12 protein-coding genes are annotated in these 15,485 nt (G+C 68.2%); 11 read left to right on the top strand and 1 reads right to left on the bottom strand.

The genetic code is table 11. The annotated features are described in order from the left end of the window. Positions 1 to 325 precede the first annotated feature (325 nt). The 7 genes from J2Z79_RS16835 to J2Z79_RS16805 all read left to right on the top strand — a co-directional run bounded on the left by J2Z79_RS16835 (position 326) and on the right by J2Z79_RS16805 (position 7,620). Complete coding sequence (locus J2Z79_RS16835; RefSeq protein ID WP_209468067.1) at positions 326 to 1,186, top strand: carbohydrate ABC transporter permease; 861 nt, start codon at positions 326 to 328, stop codon at positions 1,184 to 1,186. Then, complete coding sequence (locus tag J2Z79_RS16830; RefSeq protein ID WP_209468066.1) at positions 1,183 to 2,010, top strand: carbohydrate ABC transporter permease; 828 nt, start codon at positions 1,183 to 1,185, stop codon at positions 2,008 to 2,010. The genes J2Z79_RS16835 and J2Z79_RS16830 overlap by 4 nt, the downstream gene beginning before the upstream one ends. A 34-nt stretch (positions 2,011 to 2,044) precedes the next feature. Then, positions 2,045 to 3,454: an ABC transporter substrate-binding protein gene (locus tag J2Z79_RS16825; protein WP_245302924.1), complete on the top strand. Its 1,410-nt coding sequence runs from the start codon at positions 2,045 to 2,047 to the stop codon at positions 3,452 to 3,454. A gap of 242 nt (positions 3,455 to 3,696) precedes the next feature. After that, positions 3,697 to 4,629, top strand: a complete 933-nt coding sequence (locus tag J2Z79_RS16820) for a carbohydrate ABC transporter permease (RefSeq protein ID WP_209468065.1) — start codon at positions 3,697 to 3,699, stop codon at positions 4,627 to 4,629. Then, positions 4,626 to 5,453, top strand: coding sequence for a carbohydrate ABC transporter permease (locus J2Z79_RS16815; protein ID WP_209468064.1), 828 nt, complete (start codon positions 4,626 to 4,628; stop codon positions 5,451 to 5,453). The genes J2Z79_RS16820 and J2Z79_RS16815 overlap by 4 nt, the downstream gene beginning before the upstream one ends. A 99-nt stretch (positions 5,454 to 5,552) precedes the next feature. After that, complete coding sequence (locus tag J2Z79_RS16810) at positions 5,553 to 6,962, top strand: ABC transporter substrate-binding protein (protein WP_342589527.1); 1,410 nt, start codon at positions 5,553 to 5,555, stop codon at positions 6,960 to 6,962. A 145-nt stretch (positions 6,963 to 7,107) separates the two neighbouring features. Then, positions 7,108 to 7,620, top strand: coding sequence for a hypothetical protein (locus J2Z79_RS16805; RefSeq protein WP_209468063.1), 513 nt, complete (start codon positions 7,108 to 7,110; stop codon positions 7,618 to 7,620). A 157-nt stretch (positions 7,621 to 7,777) separates the two neighbouring features. On the opposite strand, the gene J2Z79_RS16800 is transcribed toward J2Z79_RS16805, so the two are convergent. Further along, a complete protein-coding gene (locus J2Z79_RS16800) occupies positions 7,778 to 8,080 on the bottom strand; it encodes a hypothetical protein (RefSeq protein WP_209468062.1) in 303 nt (100 codons plus the stop codon). A gap of 227 nt (positions 8,081 to 8,307) precedes the next feature. Here J2Z79_RS16800 and J2Z79_RS16795 point away from each other — a divergent pair, with 227 nt between their 5' ends. From J2Z79_RS16795 to J2Z79_RS16780, 4 genes are all read left to right on the top strand, one after another. After that, a complete protein-coding gene (locus J2Z79_RS16795) occupies positions 8,308 to 8,844 on the top strand; it encodes a 3'-5' exonuclease (protein WP_209468061.1) in 537 nt (178 codons plus the stop codon). A 139-nt stretch (positions 8,845 to 8,983) separates the two neighbouring features. Then, complete coding sequence (locus J2Z79_RS16790) at positions 8,984 to 9,433, top strand: hypothetical protein (protein WP_209468060.1); 450 nt, start codon at positions 8,984 to 8,986, stop codon at positions 9,431 to 9,433. 1,081 nt (positions 9,434 to 10,514) lie between these two features. Next, positions 10,515 to 11,747 carry an exonuclease SbcCD subunit D gene (locus tag J2Z79_RS16785; protein WP_209468059.1) on the top strand — a complete coding sequence of 411 codons (1,233 nt, stop codon included), beginning with the start codon at positions 10,515 to 10,517 and terminating at the stop codon, positions 11,745 to 11,747. Then, the gene (locus tag J2Z79_RS16780) at positions 11,744 to 15,349 is read left to right on the top strand and encodes an AAA family ATPase (RefSeq protein WP_209468058.1); all 3,606 of its coding nucleotides are present in this window, start codon (positions 11,744 to 11,746) and stop codon (positions 15,347 to 15,349) included. Before J2Z79_RS16785 ends, J2Z79_RS16780 begins: the two co-directional genes overlap by 4 nt. The last annotated feature ends 136 nt before the right edge of the window (positions 15,350 to 15,485 follow it).

Raw genomic sequence — 15,485 nt, 5'->3', positions numbered from 1 at the left:
CATACGGTCGATACGTCTTCTTGCTCATGCTGAAGACATTGGACACCCAACCCTTTTGCTCCTACAGAACTGGCTTACTCAGACAGGCTCCTAGCGCCGCGGCGGATTCGGTGCAGGAATGTAAATTCATATTATCATACATCTTGTTTATAGAACAATGAGCCCTTTCAATATAAATGTCGAGAAGGAAAGGAGGGTGCCGAAAAGAAGATAGTTGACTACAGTCGCATAACACAGCGGAATGGGGTGACAGGTTTTGCGAGGCGCAGGCACCAAAGCTGCAGTTCGCACCGAGCCCGCGAGACCCAGGGGTTCCGGTCGCTGGATGGAGCGTCTGGAACCCTACCTTTGCATCGCACCCAGTCTCACCGTGCTGGCGATTTTCGTCTTCTACCCGATCCTGCGCTCGATCTACCTGAGTCTCTTCCTCACCGATCCCCTGGGTAACCCCAAGGTGTTCATCGGCCTGGAGCACTACGCGTCGCAGCTCTCGGGCACGTTCCTGCAGAGCCTGCTGGTGACCATCAAGTTCGTGCTCTACACGGTTCCCGTCGGGCTGGTGCTGGGGCTGATCCTCGCCCTGCTGGCCTACCAGCCGCTCAAGGGCACCCGGTTCTTCCAGCTGGTCTTCTCCTCGCCGCTGGCTGTCTCGGCCGCCACGGGTGCGACCATCTTCCTGATGATGCTGAACCCGGTCTCCGGCATCGTCAACTACGTGATGGGGCTCCTTGGCATCGGGAAGGTCCACTGGCTCACCGACCCCAGGTGGGCGCTCTGGGCCGTGGGCATGGTCAGCATCTGGCTGCGGCTCGGCTTTAACTTCGTCCTGATGCTGAGCGGGCTGCAGAACGTGCCGGAAGAGCTCTACGAGGCGGCCCTCGTGGACGGCGCGGGGCCGTGGGCCCGGACCTGGCACATCACCCTGCCGATGATCTCGCCGACGATCTTCTTCGCCCTGGTGGTGGGCGTGATCCATGCCTTCCAGGTCTTCACCGAGATCGACATGATGACCGCCGGCGGACCCTCCAACGCCACCAGCGTGGTCGTCTTCCAGATCTACCAGGAGGCGTTCCGCAAGTACGAGTTCGGCGCGGCCAGCGCCCAGGCGATCCTGCTCTTTATCGTGATGGTCTTCTTCACCTACCTCCAGTTCCGGCTGGGTGAAAGGCGGGTGCACTACCAGTGAGAATCGCAGACCGCCTGAACAAGTTGCTGCTCTACCTGGCGCTGATCCTGGCGTCCCTGATCGTTCTCTTCCCCATCCTCTACGCCATCCTCGTCAGCCTGATGGACCCGTCCGAGGTCAACACCTTTCCGCCGAAGCTCATCCCGGCCTCGCCCCGCTGGTCCAACTACCTGGAGGTCGCCCGCTCGGTGCCGGTGGGCCGCTACCTGCTCAACAGCCTGATCGTCTCGTCGGTCGTCACCCTCGGTCAGGTGATCACCGCCAGCCTGTCGGCCTACGCCTTCGCCTTCATGAACTTCCGGGGCAAGGCCGCGCTGTTCGCCCTGTTCATGTCCACGATGATGGTGCCGTGGGAGATCACCATCATCCCCAACTACCTCACCATCCGCTCGTGGAAGCTGCTCAACTCCTATCCGGGCCTGATCCTGCCCTTCCTGGCCACCGCCTTTGGCACCTTCCTGCTCCGGCAGTTCTTCATGCAGATCCCCCGGGAGCTGGAGGAGGCGGCCCGCATCGACGGCTGCAGCCGGTTCCTCTTCTTCCGGACGATCGCCCTGCCGCTGGCGCGGCCCGGTCTGCTCACGCTGGGCGCCTACACCTTCCTCTCCGTGTGGAACCAGTACCTGTGGCCGCTTCTGGTGACCAACAACCGCCTGATGCGGACGGTGCAGATCGGCACCCGGTTCCTGATGAACGAGGAGGGGCTGCAGTACCACCGGATCATGGCAGGCGTGGTGCTGTTCATGCTGCCTGCCCTGGTCTTCCTCCTCTGGGGTCAGCGCTACCTCGTACGCGGGATGATGGCTGGAAGCGTGAAGGGGTAGTGTCGATACAACTCAGCATCGGGAGGCGAACGCAATGACGCGACGCACCAGAAGAACCGGCATGATCCTGACTGCGCTCCTCTTGGCTATCAGTCTGCTGGCCGGTTGCGGCGGCTCGGGCGGCACCGGCGGCACCAGCAGCGACGGCGGGTCCGGCGGCACGCAGACGTCCGGCGGTGGCCAGCAGCAGGCGGCGCCCCAGTCCGGCGAGAAGGTGAAGGTCGTCTTCTGGCACGCCATGGGCGGCAAGAACGGCGAGGCTGTGGACTACCTCGTCCAGAAGTTCAACAGCTCGCAGGACCGCATCGTCGTGGAGGCCGCGTACCAGGGCACCTACGACGAAGCGCTGCAGAAGCTGAAGGCCGCAGGCCCCGAGGGCCCCACGCTCATGCAGGTCTACGAGATCGGCAGCCGCTTCATGATCGACTCGGGCCTGATCACGCCCATGCAGGACTTCATCGATGCTGAGAACTACAGCATCGCCGACCTGGAGCCCAACATCCTGGGCTACTACACCTTCGACGGCCGCCTCTACTCGATGCCGTTCAACACCTCCACCCCGATCGTCTACTACAACAAGGACGCCTTCCGCGAGGCAGGACTGGATCCGGAGAATCCCCCCAAGACCATGGAGGAGTTCCATGAGTACGCCCGCAAGCTGACCAAGACCGAGGGCGGCGACACCCGGTACGGCGCCGGCATCGCGTGGTACGGCTGGTTCTTCGAGCAGTTCCTGGCGGTCCAGGGCGCTCACTACGTCGACAACGACAACGGGCGTGCCGCCAAGGCCACCCGGGCGACCATCAACACCCCCGAGGGCCAGAAGATCCTGGCCTGGCTCCAGGCGATGATCGACGACGGCTCGGCCGTCAACCTCGGCCGCAAGACCAGCGACACCCAGGCGGCGTTCTCCGCCGGGCGGATCGCGATGACCCTGGACTCCACCGCCGTTCTGAGCACCATCCTCTCCGGCGTCGGTGACAAGTTCGAGGTCGGCACCGCCTTCCTGCCGCGGCCCCAGGGGATCGACGGCGGCGTGATCATCGGCGGCGCCTCGGTCTGGATCACCAACGTCCGGCCGAAGGAGGAGCAGCAGGCGGCCTGGGAGTTCGTGAAGTGGCTGGTGGAGCCGGAGCAGCAGGCCGAGTGGTCGATCCGCACCGGCTACTTCCCGGTCCGCAAGGCGGCCTACGACCAGCAGATCCTGAAGGAGTGGCACGCGCAGCGGCCGCAGTTCACCACCGCCATCGAGCAGCTGCGGGCCTCCAAGCTGACCACGGCGACCCAGGGCGCGGTGATCGGCACCTTCCCGCAGGCCCGCCAGATCGTGGAGGCGGCGATGGAGGCCGTGGTCCTCGGGCAGAAGACGCCTGAGCAGGCCCTGGCCGAGGCCGAAGCCGAGATCACCAAGGGCATCGAGCAGTACAACCTGACGACCCGGTAGTCGAACCGCACAGCGGGATGCGCGGGGCCAGGTGGAATTCGCTTCCACCTGGCCCCGCGCTGTGCGTGTGGGCGGGCGGTGAAGGCCGGCCTCTTCCACGGCCGCAGGGGATGCCCTGACCTTCTGGTTAGCCAACAAAGGACTTTCATTAAGTTAAAATCAGATTATTGCGGCAGGAGAAGCCGGCCGCAAGGGGGAATAACTTGCTTCACCCAAAATCGCTGCCGAAAGGGGGAGAGCGATTGGCCAGCCTACCGGAGCAGGCGGTGCGACCCCGGCCGCGCACGCAGGCCCCGAAGGCCCGAACCCGCTGGGCAGAGCTGGTGGAGCCCTACCTGTACCTCGCCCCCAGCCTGGCCCTGCTCGCCATCTTCACCTTCTATCCGATCGTGCGCTCCATCTATCTGAGCCTCTTCCTCACCGACCCGCTGGGGCGGCCCCGGGTCTTCGTCGGGCTCGAGCACTACGCCAACACGCTCAGCTCCACGTTCCTGCAGAGCATGGGGGTCACGCTGCTCTTCGTGTTCTACACCGTGCCGGTGGGGCTGCTGCTGGGCCTGGCGCTCGCCCTGCTGGCGCACCAGCCGCTCAGGGGGACCCGCCTCTTCCAGCTGATCTTCTCCTCGCCGCTCGCCGTCTCGGCCGCCATCGGGAGCACCATCTGGGTGATGCTGCTCAACCCCGTGTCGGGCATCCTCAACTACCTGCTGGGGTACGTGGGCATCGGGCGGGTCCACTGGCTCACCGACCCGCGCTGGGCCCTGCCGGCGGTGGGCATGGTGAGCATCTGGCTGCGGCTCGGGTTCAACTTCGTGCTGATGCTCAGCGCCCTCCAGAACGTGCCGGAGGAGCTGCTGGAGGCGGCGGTGGTGGACGGCGCCGGCTTCTGGGCCAAGACCCGCCACATCACGCTGCCGATGATCTCCCCCACGCTCTTCTTCGCCGCCGTGGTGGGCGTGATCCACGCCTTCCAGGTCTTCGCCGAGATCGACATCATGACCTCGGGCGGCCCGTCCAATGCCACGAACACCGTCGTCTACCGCATCTACCAGGTGGCCTTCCGGCAGTACGAGTTCGGCGCGGCCAGCGCCCAGGCGATCCTGCTCTTCATCGTCATGGTGATCCTCACCTATCTCCAGTTCCGGCTGGGTGAGAGGCGGGTGCATTACCAGTGAGCGTGCGCAACCCCCTGGGCCGGCTGCTGCTCTACCTGCTGCTGACCGCTGCGGCGCTGGTCATCGTCTTCCCGCTGCTCTACGCCGTCTCCATCAGCCTGATGCCCCCCGCCGAGGTCAACACGTTCCCGCCGCGCTTCATCCCCAGCTCGCTGCGGTGGGCCAACTACGCCGAGGTCGCCCGGACGGTGCCGGTGGCGCGCTACCTCCTCAACTCCCTGGTGGTCTCCGCCGCGGTGACCCTGGGCCAGATCGCCACGGCCAGCCTGTCGGGCTACGCCTTCGCCTTCATGCACTTCCGCGGCCGGGCGGCCCTGTTTGCCCTCTTCATGTCCACGATGATGGTCCCCTGGGAGGTCACGCTGATCCCCAACTACCTGACGATCCGGTCGCTCCGGCTGCTCAACTCGTACCCCGGCCTGATCCTGCCCTTCCTGGCCACGGCCTTCGGCACCTTCCTGCTGCGGCAGTTCTTCATGCAGGTTCCCAGGGAGCTGGAGGACGCGGCCCGCATCGACGGGTGCGGCCGGTTCCGCTTCTTCTGGTCCGTCGCCCTGCCCCTGGCCCGCCCCGGCCTGCTCACCCTGGGCGCCTACACGTTCCTCAGCACCTGGAACCAGTACCTGTGGCCCCTGCTGGTGACCAACACCCGGCTGATGCGCACGGTGCAGATCGGGGTGCGCTTCCTCATGAACGAGGAAGGGATGCAGTACCACAGGATCATGGCGGGTGCGGTGCTCTGCCTGGTGCCGGCCCTGCTGATCCTCCTGTGGGGGCAGCGCTACCTGGTGCGGGGGATGATGGCCGGCGGCATCAAGGGGTAGAGGGAAGGGTTCAGGTGGCAGATATGCGACCGCCTGAGGCGCAGCCTCAGGACGGCACGGCAACAGATCGCAAGAATGGCAAAGAGGGGGATTCTGCACGTGAGCGGGTTCAAGCGGCCTCTGATGACCCTTTGGTCCCTGCTGTTGATCGTGGCCCTGCTGGCCGGCTGCGGCCGCAGCTCGTCGCCGGGCGGCGGCGGCGGCTCGGAGGGTGGCGGCTCCGCGGGCGGCGGTACCGGGGGCGGCTTCGAGAAGGTCGAGATCCAGCCGGGCGAGCGGGTGAAGGTCACCTTCTGGCACGCGATGGGCGGCGTCGCCGGCGAGGCGGTGCAGCGGCTTGTCGACCGGTTCAACAGCGCGCAGGATAGGGTGGAGGTGGAGGCCGTCTACCAGGGCACCTACGACGATGCACTGCAGAAACTGCGGGCGGCGGGCCCCGAGGGGCCGACGATCATGCAGGTCTACGAGATCGGCAGCCGGTTCATGATCGACTCGGGGATGATCACTCCCATGCAGAACTTCATCGACGCCGACGGGTTCTCCGTCGAGGACTTCGAGCCCAACATCCTGGGGTACTACACCTTCGACGGGCGCCTCTACTCGATGCCGTTCAACACCTCAACGCCGATCGTTTACTACAACAAGGATGCCTTCCGGGAGGCCGGGCTGAACCCCGACCAGCCGCCCCGCACCTTTGAGGAGTTCCAGCAGTACGCCAGGCAGCTGACGGTTACCCGGGACGGCGAGACCCGCTACGGCGCAGGCATCGCCCTCTACGGCTGGTTCTTCGAGCAGTTCCTGGCGGTGCAGGGCGCCCACTACGTCGACAACGACAACGGCCGCAGCGCCAGGGCCACCAAGGCCATCATCAACTCGCCCGAGGGCGAGCGGTTCGTGAACTGGCTGAAGGCCATGGTGGACGAGGGCTCGGCGGTCAACCTGGGACGGAAGACGTCAGAGACCCAGGCCGCTTTCGCCGCCGGCCGCATCGCCATGACCCTGGACTCCACGGCTGCGCTGGGCAACATCCTCAACGGGGTGGGCGACAAGTTTGAGATCGGCACCGCTTTCCTGCCCCGGCCGCAGGGGGTGGACGGCGGCGTGATCATCGGCGGTGCGTCGGTCTGGATCACGAACCTCAAGTCGGCGAAGGAGCAGTGGGCCGCCTGGGAGTTTGTGAAGTGGCTGACCCAGCCCGAGGTGCAGGCCGAGTGGTCGATGGCCACGGGCTACTTCCCGGTGCGCAGGGCGGCCTACGACCAGCAGATGCTGAAGGACTGGCACGCCCAGCGGCCCCAGTTCACCACCGCCATCGAGCAGCTGCGGGCCTCCAAGCTGAGCACGGTGACCCAGGGTGCGGTGATCGGCATCTTCCCGCAGGCCCGCCAGATCGTGGAGGCGGCGATGGAGTCGGTGATCCTGGGCCAGGCCACGTCGGCGGAGGCGCTGACCAAGGCGGCGGAGGAGATCACGAAGGGCATCGAGGACTACAACCGGACGACGCAGTAGGCAGCGTCTTGTGACCCGGCGAGCCACCCCGGCGATCGGGGTGGCTCCGCGCGTGGTGGGCCGGTCCGCCCTGAAGTTGACCGCACCAATAAGGACCCACTAAACTGGTGCTAGAATTCGAATCATCGGAGGTGGGTTCCCACGGATGAGACTAGCCCTGCTCATGGTCTTTATCGCCGCCACTCTGGTTGGCTGCGGCGCCAAGGACGACATCACCCAGCTGCCCGAGGCGGTCACCTTCACGCCAATCACGGAGACGACCGACTTCGCGATCGATACGGAACTGGTCCTGGAGCCCCATCCCGAGGAGGCTGCCAAGGGGCAGGCAACCCTACAGTTCCGGTTTGAATCCCTGATGGAGGAGGACCTCACCGACCTCAGGGTTGCTGTGTTCTACCCCGAGCAGATGGCGCACAGGATGCTCATCCCCGAGAAGGACGCACCCGTGTTTCCCATCAGCGGTCGCCGCTTCGATGTGACCCCAAGTCAGCCCGCGTGGCGGATCACGCATACGTTCGCCCCATTCGACTGGGACCAGGTCGAAACGGTGAGGGATGCTGTCCTGAACCCCATCCGGCTCCGCATCGTGTGGGAGGGCGATGAGCGGTTCCTCGAGGTCCCGCCGTCGGAGATCAGGGTTCGCACGCAGGGCGGGTGAGATGACGGTCAGGTGCAACTCCAACAGGGGCGCGTCATGTCGACGAGGTAGGGAGCGATGTCCCTACCTCGTCGGCTTTCTGACCCTGAATCCGACCAGTGGTCGGGGAGAAGCCCCGGCGGATCGGATAGACGGCTGCGGTGATCCACGGAAGCCATCACCGGGTCCCTGCGCTCCTGGCCAAGGCGTTCAGGCCCCTCACCAGTTCGGCAGCAAGCCGTTTCAGGCGCCTGCGACTCGGCGCCTGCGGTCCGAACCAGGGGATGAAAACGTCTGCACAGAGCTGCAACACCTTCTGCTGGTCGGGCCAGGCATCCGCCAGACCGTCGATCAGGCTGAGGATCTCCGGCTCGTACTCGTCATCCGGCGCCCCCATCTCAAGCAGATACACGGGATCGGCCCGGTTCACGGCCTTGGTCACTACGGCTCTGAGTGCCTTCCGCATTTCACGGTCGGTCATGCTTGAACCCCCTCGCCAATCGGCCGCAAGGGGGCAAACAAGCACACTACCCCCTTGTCGACGTGAACAAGAGGGTAGGCGAGGAACCTGTCTGCATGAAGTTACCGCCATTGTAACGCGTCGGGCTCGCGGCGGCAAGGGGCGGGGCCCACCGGCTTCGGGCAGGAATCGCCGCCGCTTCCAGGGAAGTCCTCCGGAACGGAGTGAGACCCGGAGGAGGCTGCCCCATGCTGCAACGCCCCTACGTCGTACTGGACTTCGAGACCACCGGTCTCGGCCCCGCCGACCGCGTGATCGAGATCGCCGCGGCCCGCTTCGAGCGGGACCGCAGGTTCGAGTTCCACTCCCTTTGCAATCCCGGCTGTGCGCTCTCGTCCTTCATCCAGGAACTCACCGGACTGACCGACGCCGACCTGGCCGGCGCTCCGCCCACCATCCTGGCCATCCGGCGGCTGATGGCCGAGGTGCTCTACGACGAACCGCTGCTCGTCGCCCACAACGCCTCCTTCGACCTGCGCTTCCTCAATCAGGAGTTGGCCCGGGCGGGAATGGCCCCGTACGCGGGGCCGGTCCTCTGCACCATGCGGCTGAGCCGCCGGCTCTTCCCCGTCCTGCCCAGCCACCGGCTGGAGGCGCTGCTGGACCACTGGGGAATCCACGCCGACAGGCATCACCGGGCCATGGACGACGTGCGGGCCACCGCACAGCTGTTGGACAGGCTGGTCGCCGCCGCCGAGGAGCGGGGCGTCGCGGTGGGGGAGTGACATGGCGCGCAGACGTCGTGGGCACTTCTGCCACGAATGCGGCCGGAGTCTCCCCAACGAGGAGTTCACGGGACGAGGGCACCGGGAGCACGTTTGCCAAGAATGCGCCAGGAGTAGGAACCCCGGAACAGCGTGGTTGTTGGACGACCCGGATTTCTCGCCGCTCGTCCGTCTGTGCCTGGTGCACGAGCTTGAACCGGGCACCCTTGCGCCGCTCGCACCCCAGCCTTCAGCCGGGATTGAGCACCGCAACTCGCCCGAGCGGGCGGGTGAGGGGACGGCCGAAGACGACCCGTGGGGTGCCCCGGCGTCTGCCGCGTGCGGGCCGGCCGACGACATCAGCTGCAGCCCCGCGCCCGAGCGGGTGGCCGAGGACCTTCTGCTCATGCTGCTCTATCTGTCTTCCACCCGAAACGAAGAGTTTGATCCGCCGCGGTGCCAGCGCCGCGCCCTCGACATTCTGCTACAGCGGCTGGAGGCGGCCGGGCTGATCACGGTCCATAAGAAGTGCTTCATGTTCACCGAGTTGGGAGTGAGCGAGGCATACAACCTCCTCACGGAGTTCCGCCTGGATCGTGTCGGTGATTAGCTGCCCGAGCGGCTGACACTTCAAGGTCGAAGCGTCTGCGACGGAGGTGGGTGCGGGGGCGGTAGGAACGGAGAGAACGGTGGTTCAGCCGTGAAGTAGCACGAAGTCGCACGGGGTGTCGCCATGCGCTGCCGAAAACGTGACACTTCAGGATTGAAGGGTGTGCGACGGGCAAGGGTGACTGGGTCGGTGGACCGTAGAGAACGGTGGTTCAGAAGTGAAGTAGCACGAAGTCTCACGGGGTGTCGCCACTGGCTGCCGAAAACGTGACACTTCAGGATTGAAGGGTGTGCGACGGGCGGGGGTGCAGGGGCGGTAGGACCGTAGAGAACGGTGGTTCAGACGTGAAGTAGCACGAAGTCTCACGGGGTGTCGCCATTGGCTGCCGAAAGAGTGACACTTCAGGATTGAAGGGTGCACGACGGGCGGGGGTGCGTGGGCCGGTGGACCGCTCAGATCGGTGGTTCAGAAGTGAAGTAGCACGAAGTCGCACGAGGTGTCGCCATTGGCTGCCGAAAAAGTGACACTTCAGGATCGAAGGGTCTGCGATGGGCGGGGGTGCGTGGGCCGGTGGACCGCTCAGATCGGTGGTTCAGACGTGAAGTAGCACGAAGCCTCACGGGGTGTCGCCGTTGGCTGCCGAAAAAGTGACACTTCAGGATTGAAGGGTGCACGACGGGCGGCGGTGCGTGTGCCGGTGGACCGTAGAGAACGGTGGTTCAGCCGTGAAGTAGCACGAAGTCGCACGGGGTCTCGCCATGGGCTGCCGAAAAAGTGACACTTCAGGATTGAAGGGTCTGCGATGGGCGGGGGTGCGTGGGCCGGTGGACCGCTCAGATCGGTGGTTCAGACGTGAAGTAGCACGAAGTCGCACGAGGTGGCGCCGCAGGCTGCCGAAAAAGCGGAGGTCGCCGGTGGTCAGCAAGTCCCCCACGTAAATTCTTACCAGCTGCGGTTATTTCTTCACATTGGCCTGTGACCCGTTCTCATCCGCCAAATCACCCGTGGATGCGGAAGGAGAACACCCGTTCCGTCAAGAAGCTCTCTGCCAAACCTACTTGCGCAAGAGGAGGAAGGGCCCGTGCGAATCCTCCACACCGCCGACTGGCACCTGGGGCGCACTCTGGAAGGCCGCAGCCGGCAGGAAGAGCACGCGCAGTTCGTGGACGAGCTGTGCGCCATCGTCCGCGAAGAGGCCATCGACCTGGTGCTCATCGCCGGCGACGTGTTCGACACCGTCAACCCCTCGGCGTCGGCCGAGGAGCTCTGGTGCGACGCACTGGCCCGGCTGGGCGAGAACGGCCGCCGGGCCGTGGTGGCCATCGCCGGCAACCACGATTCGCCCGACCGGCTGACGGCCGTCCGCGCCCTCGCCCAGCGGCATGGTGCCACCCTGTTCGGCTACCCGCACGACGACCCCGGAACCCACACTCCGGGCCCGGACCGGGTCCAGCGGGTCGCGTCCGGCCCTGGCTGGGTCGAGCTGACCGTACCCGGCGTGGAGCACGCTGCGGTGGTGCTGGCGCTGGCCTACCCCTCCGAGTCCCGGCTGAAGCAGCTGATGGCCGACACGCTGGGCGAGGAGGAGCTGCAGCTGGCCTATGCAGACCAGGTGAAGCGCTGGCTTGCGGCGGCGGCGAGCCGCTTCCGGCCCGACGCCGTCCGCCTGATCACCAGCCACATCTACATGGCCGGGGGCGAAGAGACCAGCGACGTGGAGCGGCCGATCCAGATGGGCAGCGCCTACACCGTTCCCGCCGACGCCGTCCCCTCCGGGGCCCAGTACGTGGCGCTCGGGCACCTGCACCGCCCCCAGTGGATCCACGGGGCGGCGGCGCTCACGCGCTACTCCGGGTCGCCGCTCTCCTTCTCCTTCAATGAGGTCGGCTACCAGAAGGGCGTCACCGTGCTGGACGTCCGGCCGGGCGACACGCAACCTGTGGTGCGGGAGATCCCCATCTCCGTCGGGCGCCCGCTGGTGAAATGGGAGGCCCGGGGCCTGGCCGAGGTGGAGCGCTGGGTCGCCGAGGGCAAGGACCCGACGGCGTTCATCGACCTCACCGTCCACCTGGAGCATCCCCTCACGCTGGAACAGATCCACCGCCTGCGCTCCCTGCGGCCCGACATCATCCACATCCACCCGGTGCTCCCGAGCGTGGAAGAGGTGGCGGCCACCGCGGAGCCGGTCGAGTTGTCCGTCGCAGAGCAGTTCGTCCGGTTCTACCAGCAGGAGCGGGGCGGCTCCCCGCCGGATGCGCTGGTGCGGCTCTTCCTGGAGTTGGTGAACGACCAGTCGGAGGTGGGGGAGGAATGAGGCCGGTCCGGCTGGAGTTCGCAGGGCTGCAGAGCTATCGCGAGAAGCAGGAGCTCGACTTCGCAGGGCTCCTGGACGGCGGCCTGTTCGGCATCTTCGGACCCACCGGCGCGGGGAAGTCGACCATCCTGGATGCGATTACCCTCGCTCTCTACGGCAAGGTGGGGCGGGCCGAGCGCGGCACCACGGGCATCGTGAACCAGGCCGAGAACCGGCTCTACGTGAAGTTCACGTTCGGCCTGGGACCTGAGACGTACCGCGTGGAACGGGCCTACCGGCGGGAGAAGGACGGCCCCTCCGTCCGCAGCGAGCACGCCCGGCTGGTCCGGCTGGATGCCGGGGCCGAGGAGGTGCTGGCCGACAGGGAGCGGGAGGTGACCCAGCGTGTGGTCGACCTACTGGGGCTCCAGCTGGACGACTTCACCCGCGCCGTCGTGCTGCCCCAGGGCCAGTTCGCCGAGTTCCTCCACCTGTCGGGCAGCGACCGCACGCAGATGCTGCAGCGCATCTTCGCGCTCGAGCAGTACGGCACCGGACTCAACCAGCGCCTGAAGCAGCGCCTGCAGGCGGTGCGGGGACAGCTGGTCGCGGTCCAGGCCGAGCAGGCCGGGCTGGGTGACGCGTCCGCCGAGGCCGTCGCGGCGGCCAGGCAGGCGCTGGAGGCCGCACAGGCCGCCCTGGCGGCCGCGGAACAGGAGCTGAAGGCCGCGGAGGCCGGCTACCGCACCTGGGAGCGGGTCTGGCAGCTGCAGCAGGAGCTCCGGCAGGTGGAGAACAGGCTCGCGGCGTGGCAGGGGAATGCGCAGGCGGTCGAGGCGTGGCGGCAGGAACTGCACGCGGCCCGCCGTGCCGAGGGGGTTCGCCCCCACCTGGAGGCCCGGGACCAGGCCGTCGCCCGGGCCGGCGCGGCGGCGGCGCAGCTCTCTTCGGCGGAGCAGGCCCTGACCGCCGCCCTGGCGGAGCTGGCCGAGGCCGTCCGGGCCCATGAGGCGGCCCGGAGCAGCCGCATGGCTGAGCTCCCCGTCCTCACCGGGAGGCAGCGGGACCTGCAGCGGGCGGTGGCGCTGGAGGCCGGCCTCGAGGCGGCCCGCGGCCAGGTTGCGGACCTGACCGCGCGCGTGGCGAAGGGCGAGGCCCTCTGCGCCGAGGTCTCCAGCCAGCTGAACGAGGCGGAGGAGAACAGGCAGGCCCTGCTCGCCCGGGATACAGCCCTCCGGGAAGAGATCGCCGCCTTCGAGGTCCCGTCCGAGGTGCGCACCCGGGTCAGCGAGGCCCTGCGCTGTCTCGACCGGCTCCGGGAGGCCCGGCGGCTGCTGGCGGAGGGCCGGCGGCGCGCACAGCAGCGGAGTGAAGAGGTGGCGGCGGCCAGGCGGGCGGCCCAGCAGGGAGAGGCCCTGCGGGCAGAGGCTGAACAGCGGCTGGCCGATCTGGAACGGGAAGCGGCGCGGCTCGAGGCGGACAGGCCCGCAGATGAGGCGGACCTGCGGGCCGCGGAGACCTGGCTGGGCAGGGTCGGCGAGCAGATCCGGACGCTGGCGGTGCTCCTGCGGGAGGCAGAACAGCGGCGGGCCGAGTACCGGACGCGCGCCGACGAGGCCGAGCGGGCAGAGCGGGAGCTCGCGGAGGCGACCCGGGTCGAGGCGGGGCTCCGGCAGGCGGCCGACGCGGCCAGGGACACCCGGGATGCGGCGCGGGCAGCCGTGGCCGAGGCCCGGCGCGGGGCCCACGCGGCGGCGCTCGTGTCCAGCCTCCGGCCGGGTGCCCCGTGCCCCGTGTGCGGATCGCTGGAGCATCCCCATCCCGTCAGCCCCGAGGCGGCCGCCCACCTGAGCGCGGCGGAGGCGGAGCTGGAACGGCAGGAGGCCGCACTGCGTGAGGCGGAGCTGGCGCTGGAGCGGGCCGCACAGCAGCGGCTGGCCAGGGCCGAGCTCGCCAGTGCGTCTGCCGTGCGCGCGGCGGAGGCCCGCGATGCGCTGGCCCGGGCGGAAGCGCAGGCAGCCGAGGTGCGCGGCCAGCTCCCGGAGGTCTGGCGGGAGCTGGGGCCGGATGCGCTGTCGGCCGCTCTGGAGCGCGAGGCCGCCGAGCAGCGGGAGCGCCGGGCGCGCTTCGACGCCTGGCAGGCCGAGCTCGCGCGGCTGCAGCAGCAGAAGCAGGAGCAGGCAGCCCTGCTGGCCAGGGCCGCGGCGAACGCCTCCGGCCTGCGGGCCCGGGCGGAGGCGGCCGAGCGCGCCGCGGCCGAGGCCGGAGCGGAGCTGCACGCCCTGGAACAGGGTGCGATGCAGCGGCAGGCCGAGTTCGATGCGGCGAGGGGAGACATGGACCCGGATGCCGTGGAGTCCGCCCAGCGCCGCATCGATGAGGCCGACCGGCGGGCCGAGGCGCTCAGGCAGTCGCTGAAGCAGCTCCGGGAGGAGCAGGAGGCGCAGGAGAAGCGGCTGGCCGAGCTGCGCCGGAAGCTGCAGGACTACACCGAGCGGCTCCACCAGCGGAAGGTGGAGCTGGCGCAGGCCCAGCAGAGCCTGAGCGAGGTCGAGGGCGAGTGGGGGCGGCTCTCGGGCGGCGCGCCCGCGGCACCGCAGCTGGCCCGCGTGGAGGCGAGGCTGCGCCAGCTGGAGGAAGACGAGGCGGCGGCGGCCGCTGCGCGGGAGGCGTCGGAGCGGCGGCGCGGCCAGGCCGAATCGGCCCGGGCGGCCGCGCAGCGGGAGGCGGAACTGGCGGCGCAGCGGGATGCGGAGACCGCGGCCCTGATTGCCGCAGCCCTGGAGGCCGCGGGCTTCGCGGACGGCGCCGAGGCCCGTGCCGCGCTGCGCAGCCCGGACCGGCAATCCGAACTCGAGGCGCGGATCAGGGCCCACGAGCAGGAGGGCGCGGGGCTGGAGAACCTGCGGTCCGAGCTGATCCGGCAGCTGGACGGCCGCAGCCTCACGGAGGACGAGTGGCACGGTTGGGGCGCCCGGCTGGAGCAGGCCCGCACCGCCGCCGAAGTGAACCGCGAGGCGCGGGCGAGGGCGGAGCAGGTGCTGGACGACATCCTCTCCCGGCAGCGGCGCTGGGAGGAGCTGGAGCAGCGCCGGTCCGCGCTGGCGGAGCAGGTCGCGAACCTGGAGGAGCTGCAGAAGGTCCTGCGGGGCAACGCCTTCGTGGACTTCCTGGCCAAGGAGCAGATGAAGCGGGTCGCGGCGGACGCCTCCCGCCAGCTGGGGCAGCTGACCCGCCAGCGGTACGCCCTGGAGCTCGACCGCGACGGGGGCTTCCTGGTGCGCGACGACGCAAACGGCGGCGCCCGCCGGGCGGTGGCCAGCCTGTCGGGCGGCGAGACCTTCCTGGCCTCGCTCTCGCTGGCGCTCGCGCTCTCGGCCCAGATCCAGCTGCGGGGCCGCTACCCCCTGGAGTTCTTCTTCCTGGACGAGGGCTTCGGCACCCTGGACCCCGAGCTGCTGGACACGGTGGTCACGGCCCTGGAGCGGCTGCACTACGACAATTTCCACGTCGGGGTCATCAGCCACGTCGCCGAGCTGCGCGCCCGGCTGCAGCGCCGGGTGATCGTGGAGCCGGCGGAGCCCGGCGGCCGGGGCAGCCGCCTGCGCCTGGAGCGGGCGTAGGGCCCGTGCCGGACCGGCGTCCCTTACAGAGCCGCGGGGGGCCCGGGCGATCGTCCCTGGGCGAGCGGCCCCCGGGCAGCAGAGGCGCAGGCGCATCAGGGCGCTGAGTTCAGAGCTCCGCAGGCAGGACGGTGTG

This window comes from Symbiobacterium terraclitae, assembly GCF_017874315.1.
Lineage (GTDB): Bacteria > Bacillota > Sulfobacillia > Symbiobacteriales > Symbiobacteriaceae > Symbiobacterium > Symbiobacterium terraclitae.
The sequence above is the reverse complement of the archived record's forward strand: the minus strand, read 5'-3'. Positions and strand labels throughout refer to the sequence as shown.

What these genes read in the sequence shown, in the direction of transcription:
- J2Z79_RS16835 (WP_209468067.1), top strand. Translation starts at nt 326, where the DNA reads ATGGAGCGTCTGGAACCCTACCTTTGCATCGCACCCAGTCTCACCGTG.
- J2Z79_RS16825 (WP_245302924.1), top strand. Translation starts at nt 2,045, where the DNA reads ATGACGCGACGCACCAGAAGAACCGGCATGATCCTGACTGCGCTCCTC.
- J2Z79_RS16805 (WP_209468063.1), top strand. Translation starts at nt 7,108, where the DNA reads ATGAGACTAGCCCTGCTCATGGTCTTTATCGCCGCCACTCTGGTTGGC.
- J2Z79_RS16800 (WP_209468062.1), bottom strand. Translation starts at nt 8,080, where the DNA reads ATGACCGACCGTGAAATGCGGAAGGCACTCAGAGCCGTAGTGACCAAG.
- J2Z79_RS16795 (WP_209468061.1), top strand. Translation starts at nt 8,308, where the DNA reads ATGCTGCAACGCCCCTACGTCGTACTGGACTTCGAGACCACCGGTCTC.
- J2Z79_RS16780 (WP_209468058.1), top strand. Translation starts at nt 11,744, where the DNA reads ATGAGGCCGGTCCGGCTGGAGTTCGCAGGGCTGCAGAGCTATCGCGAG.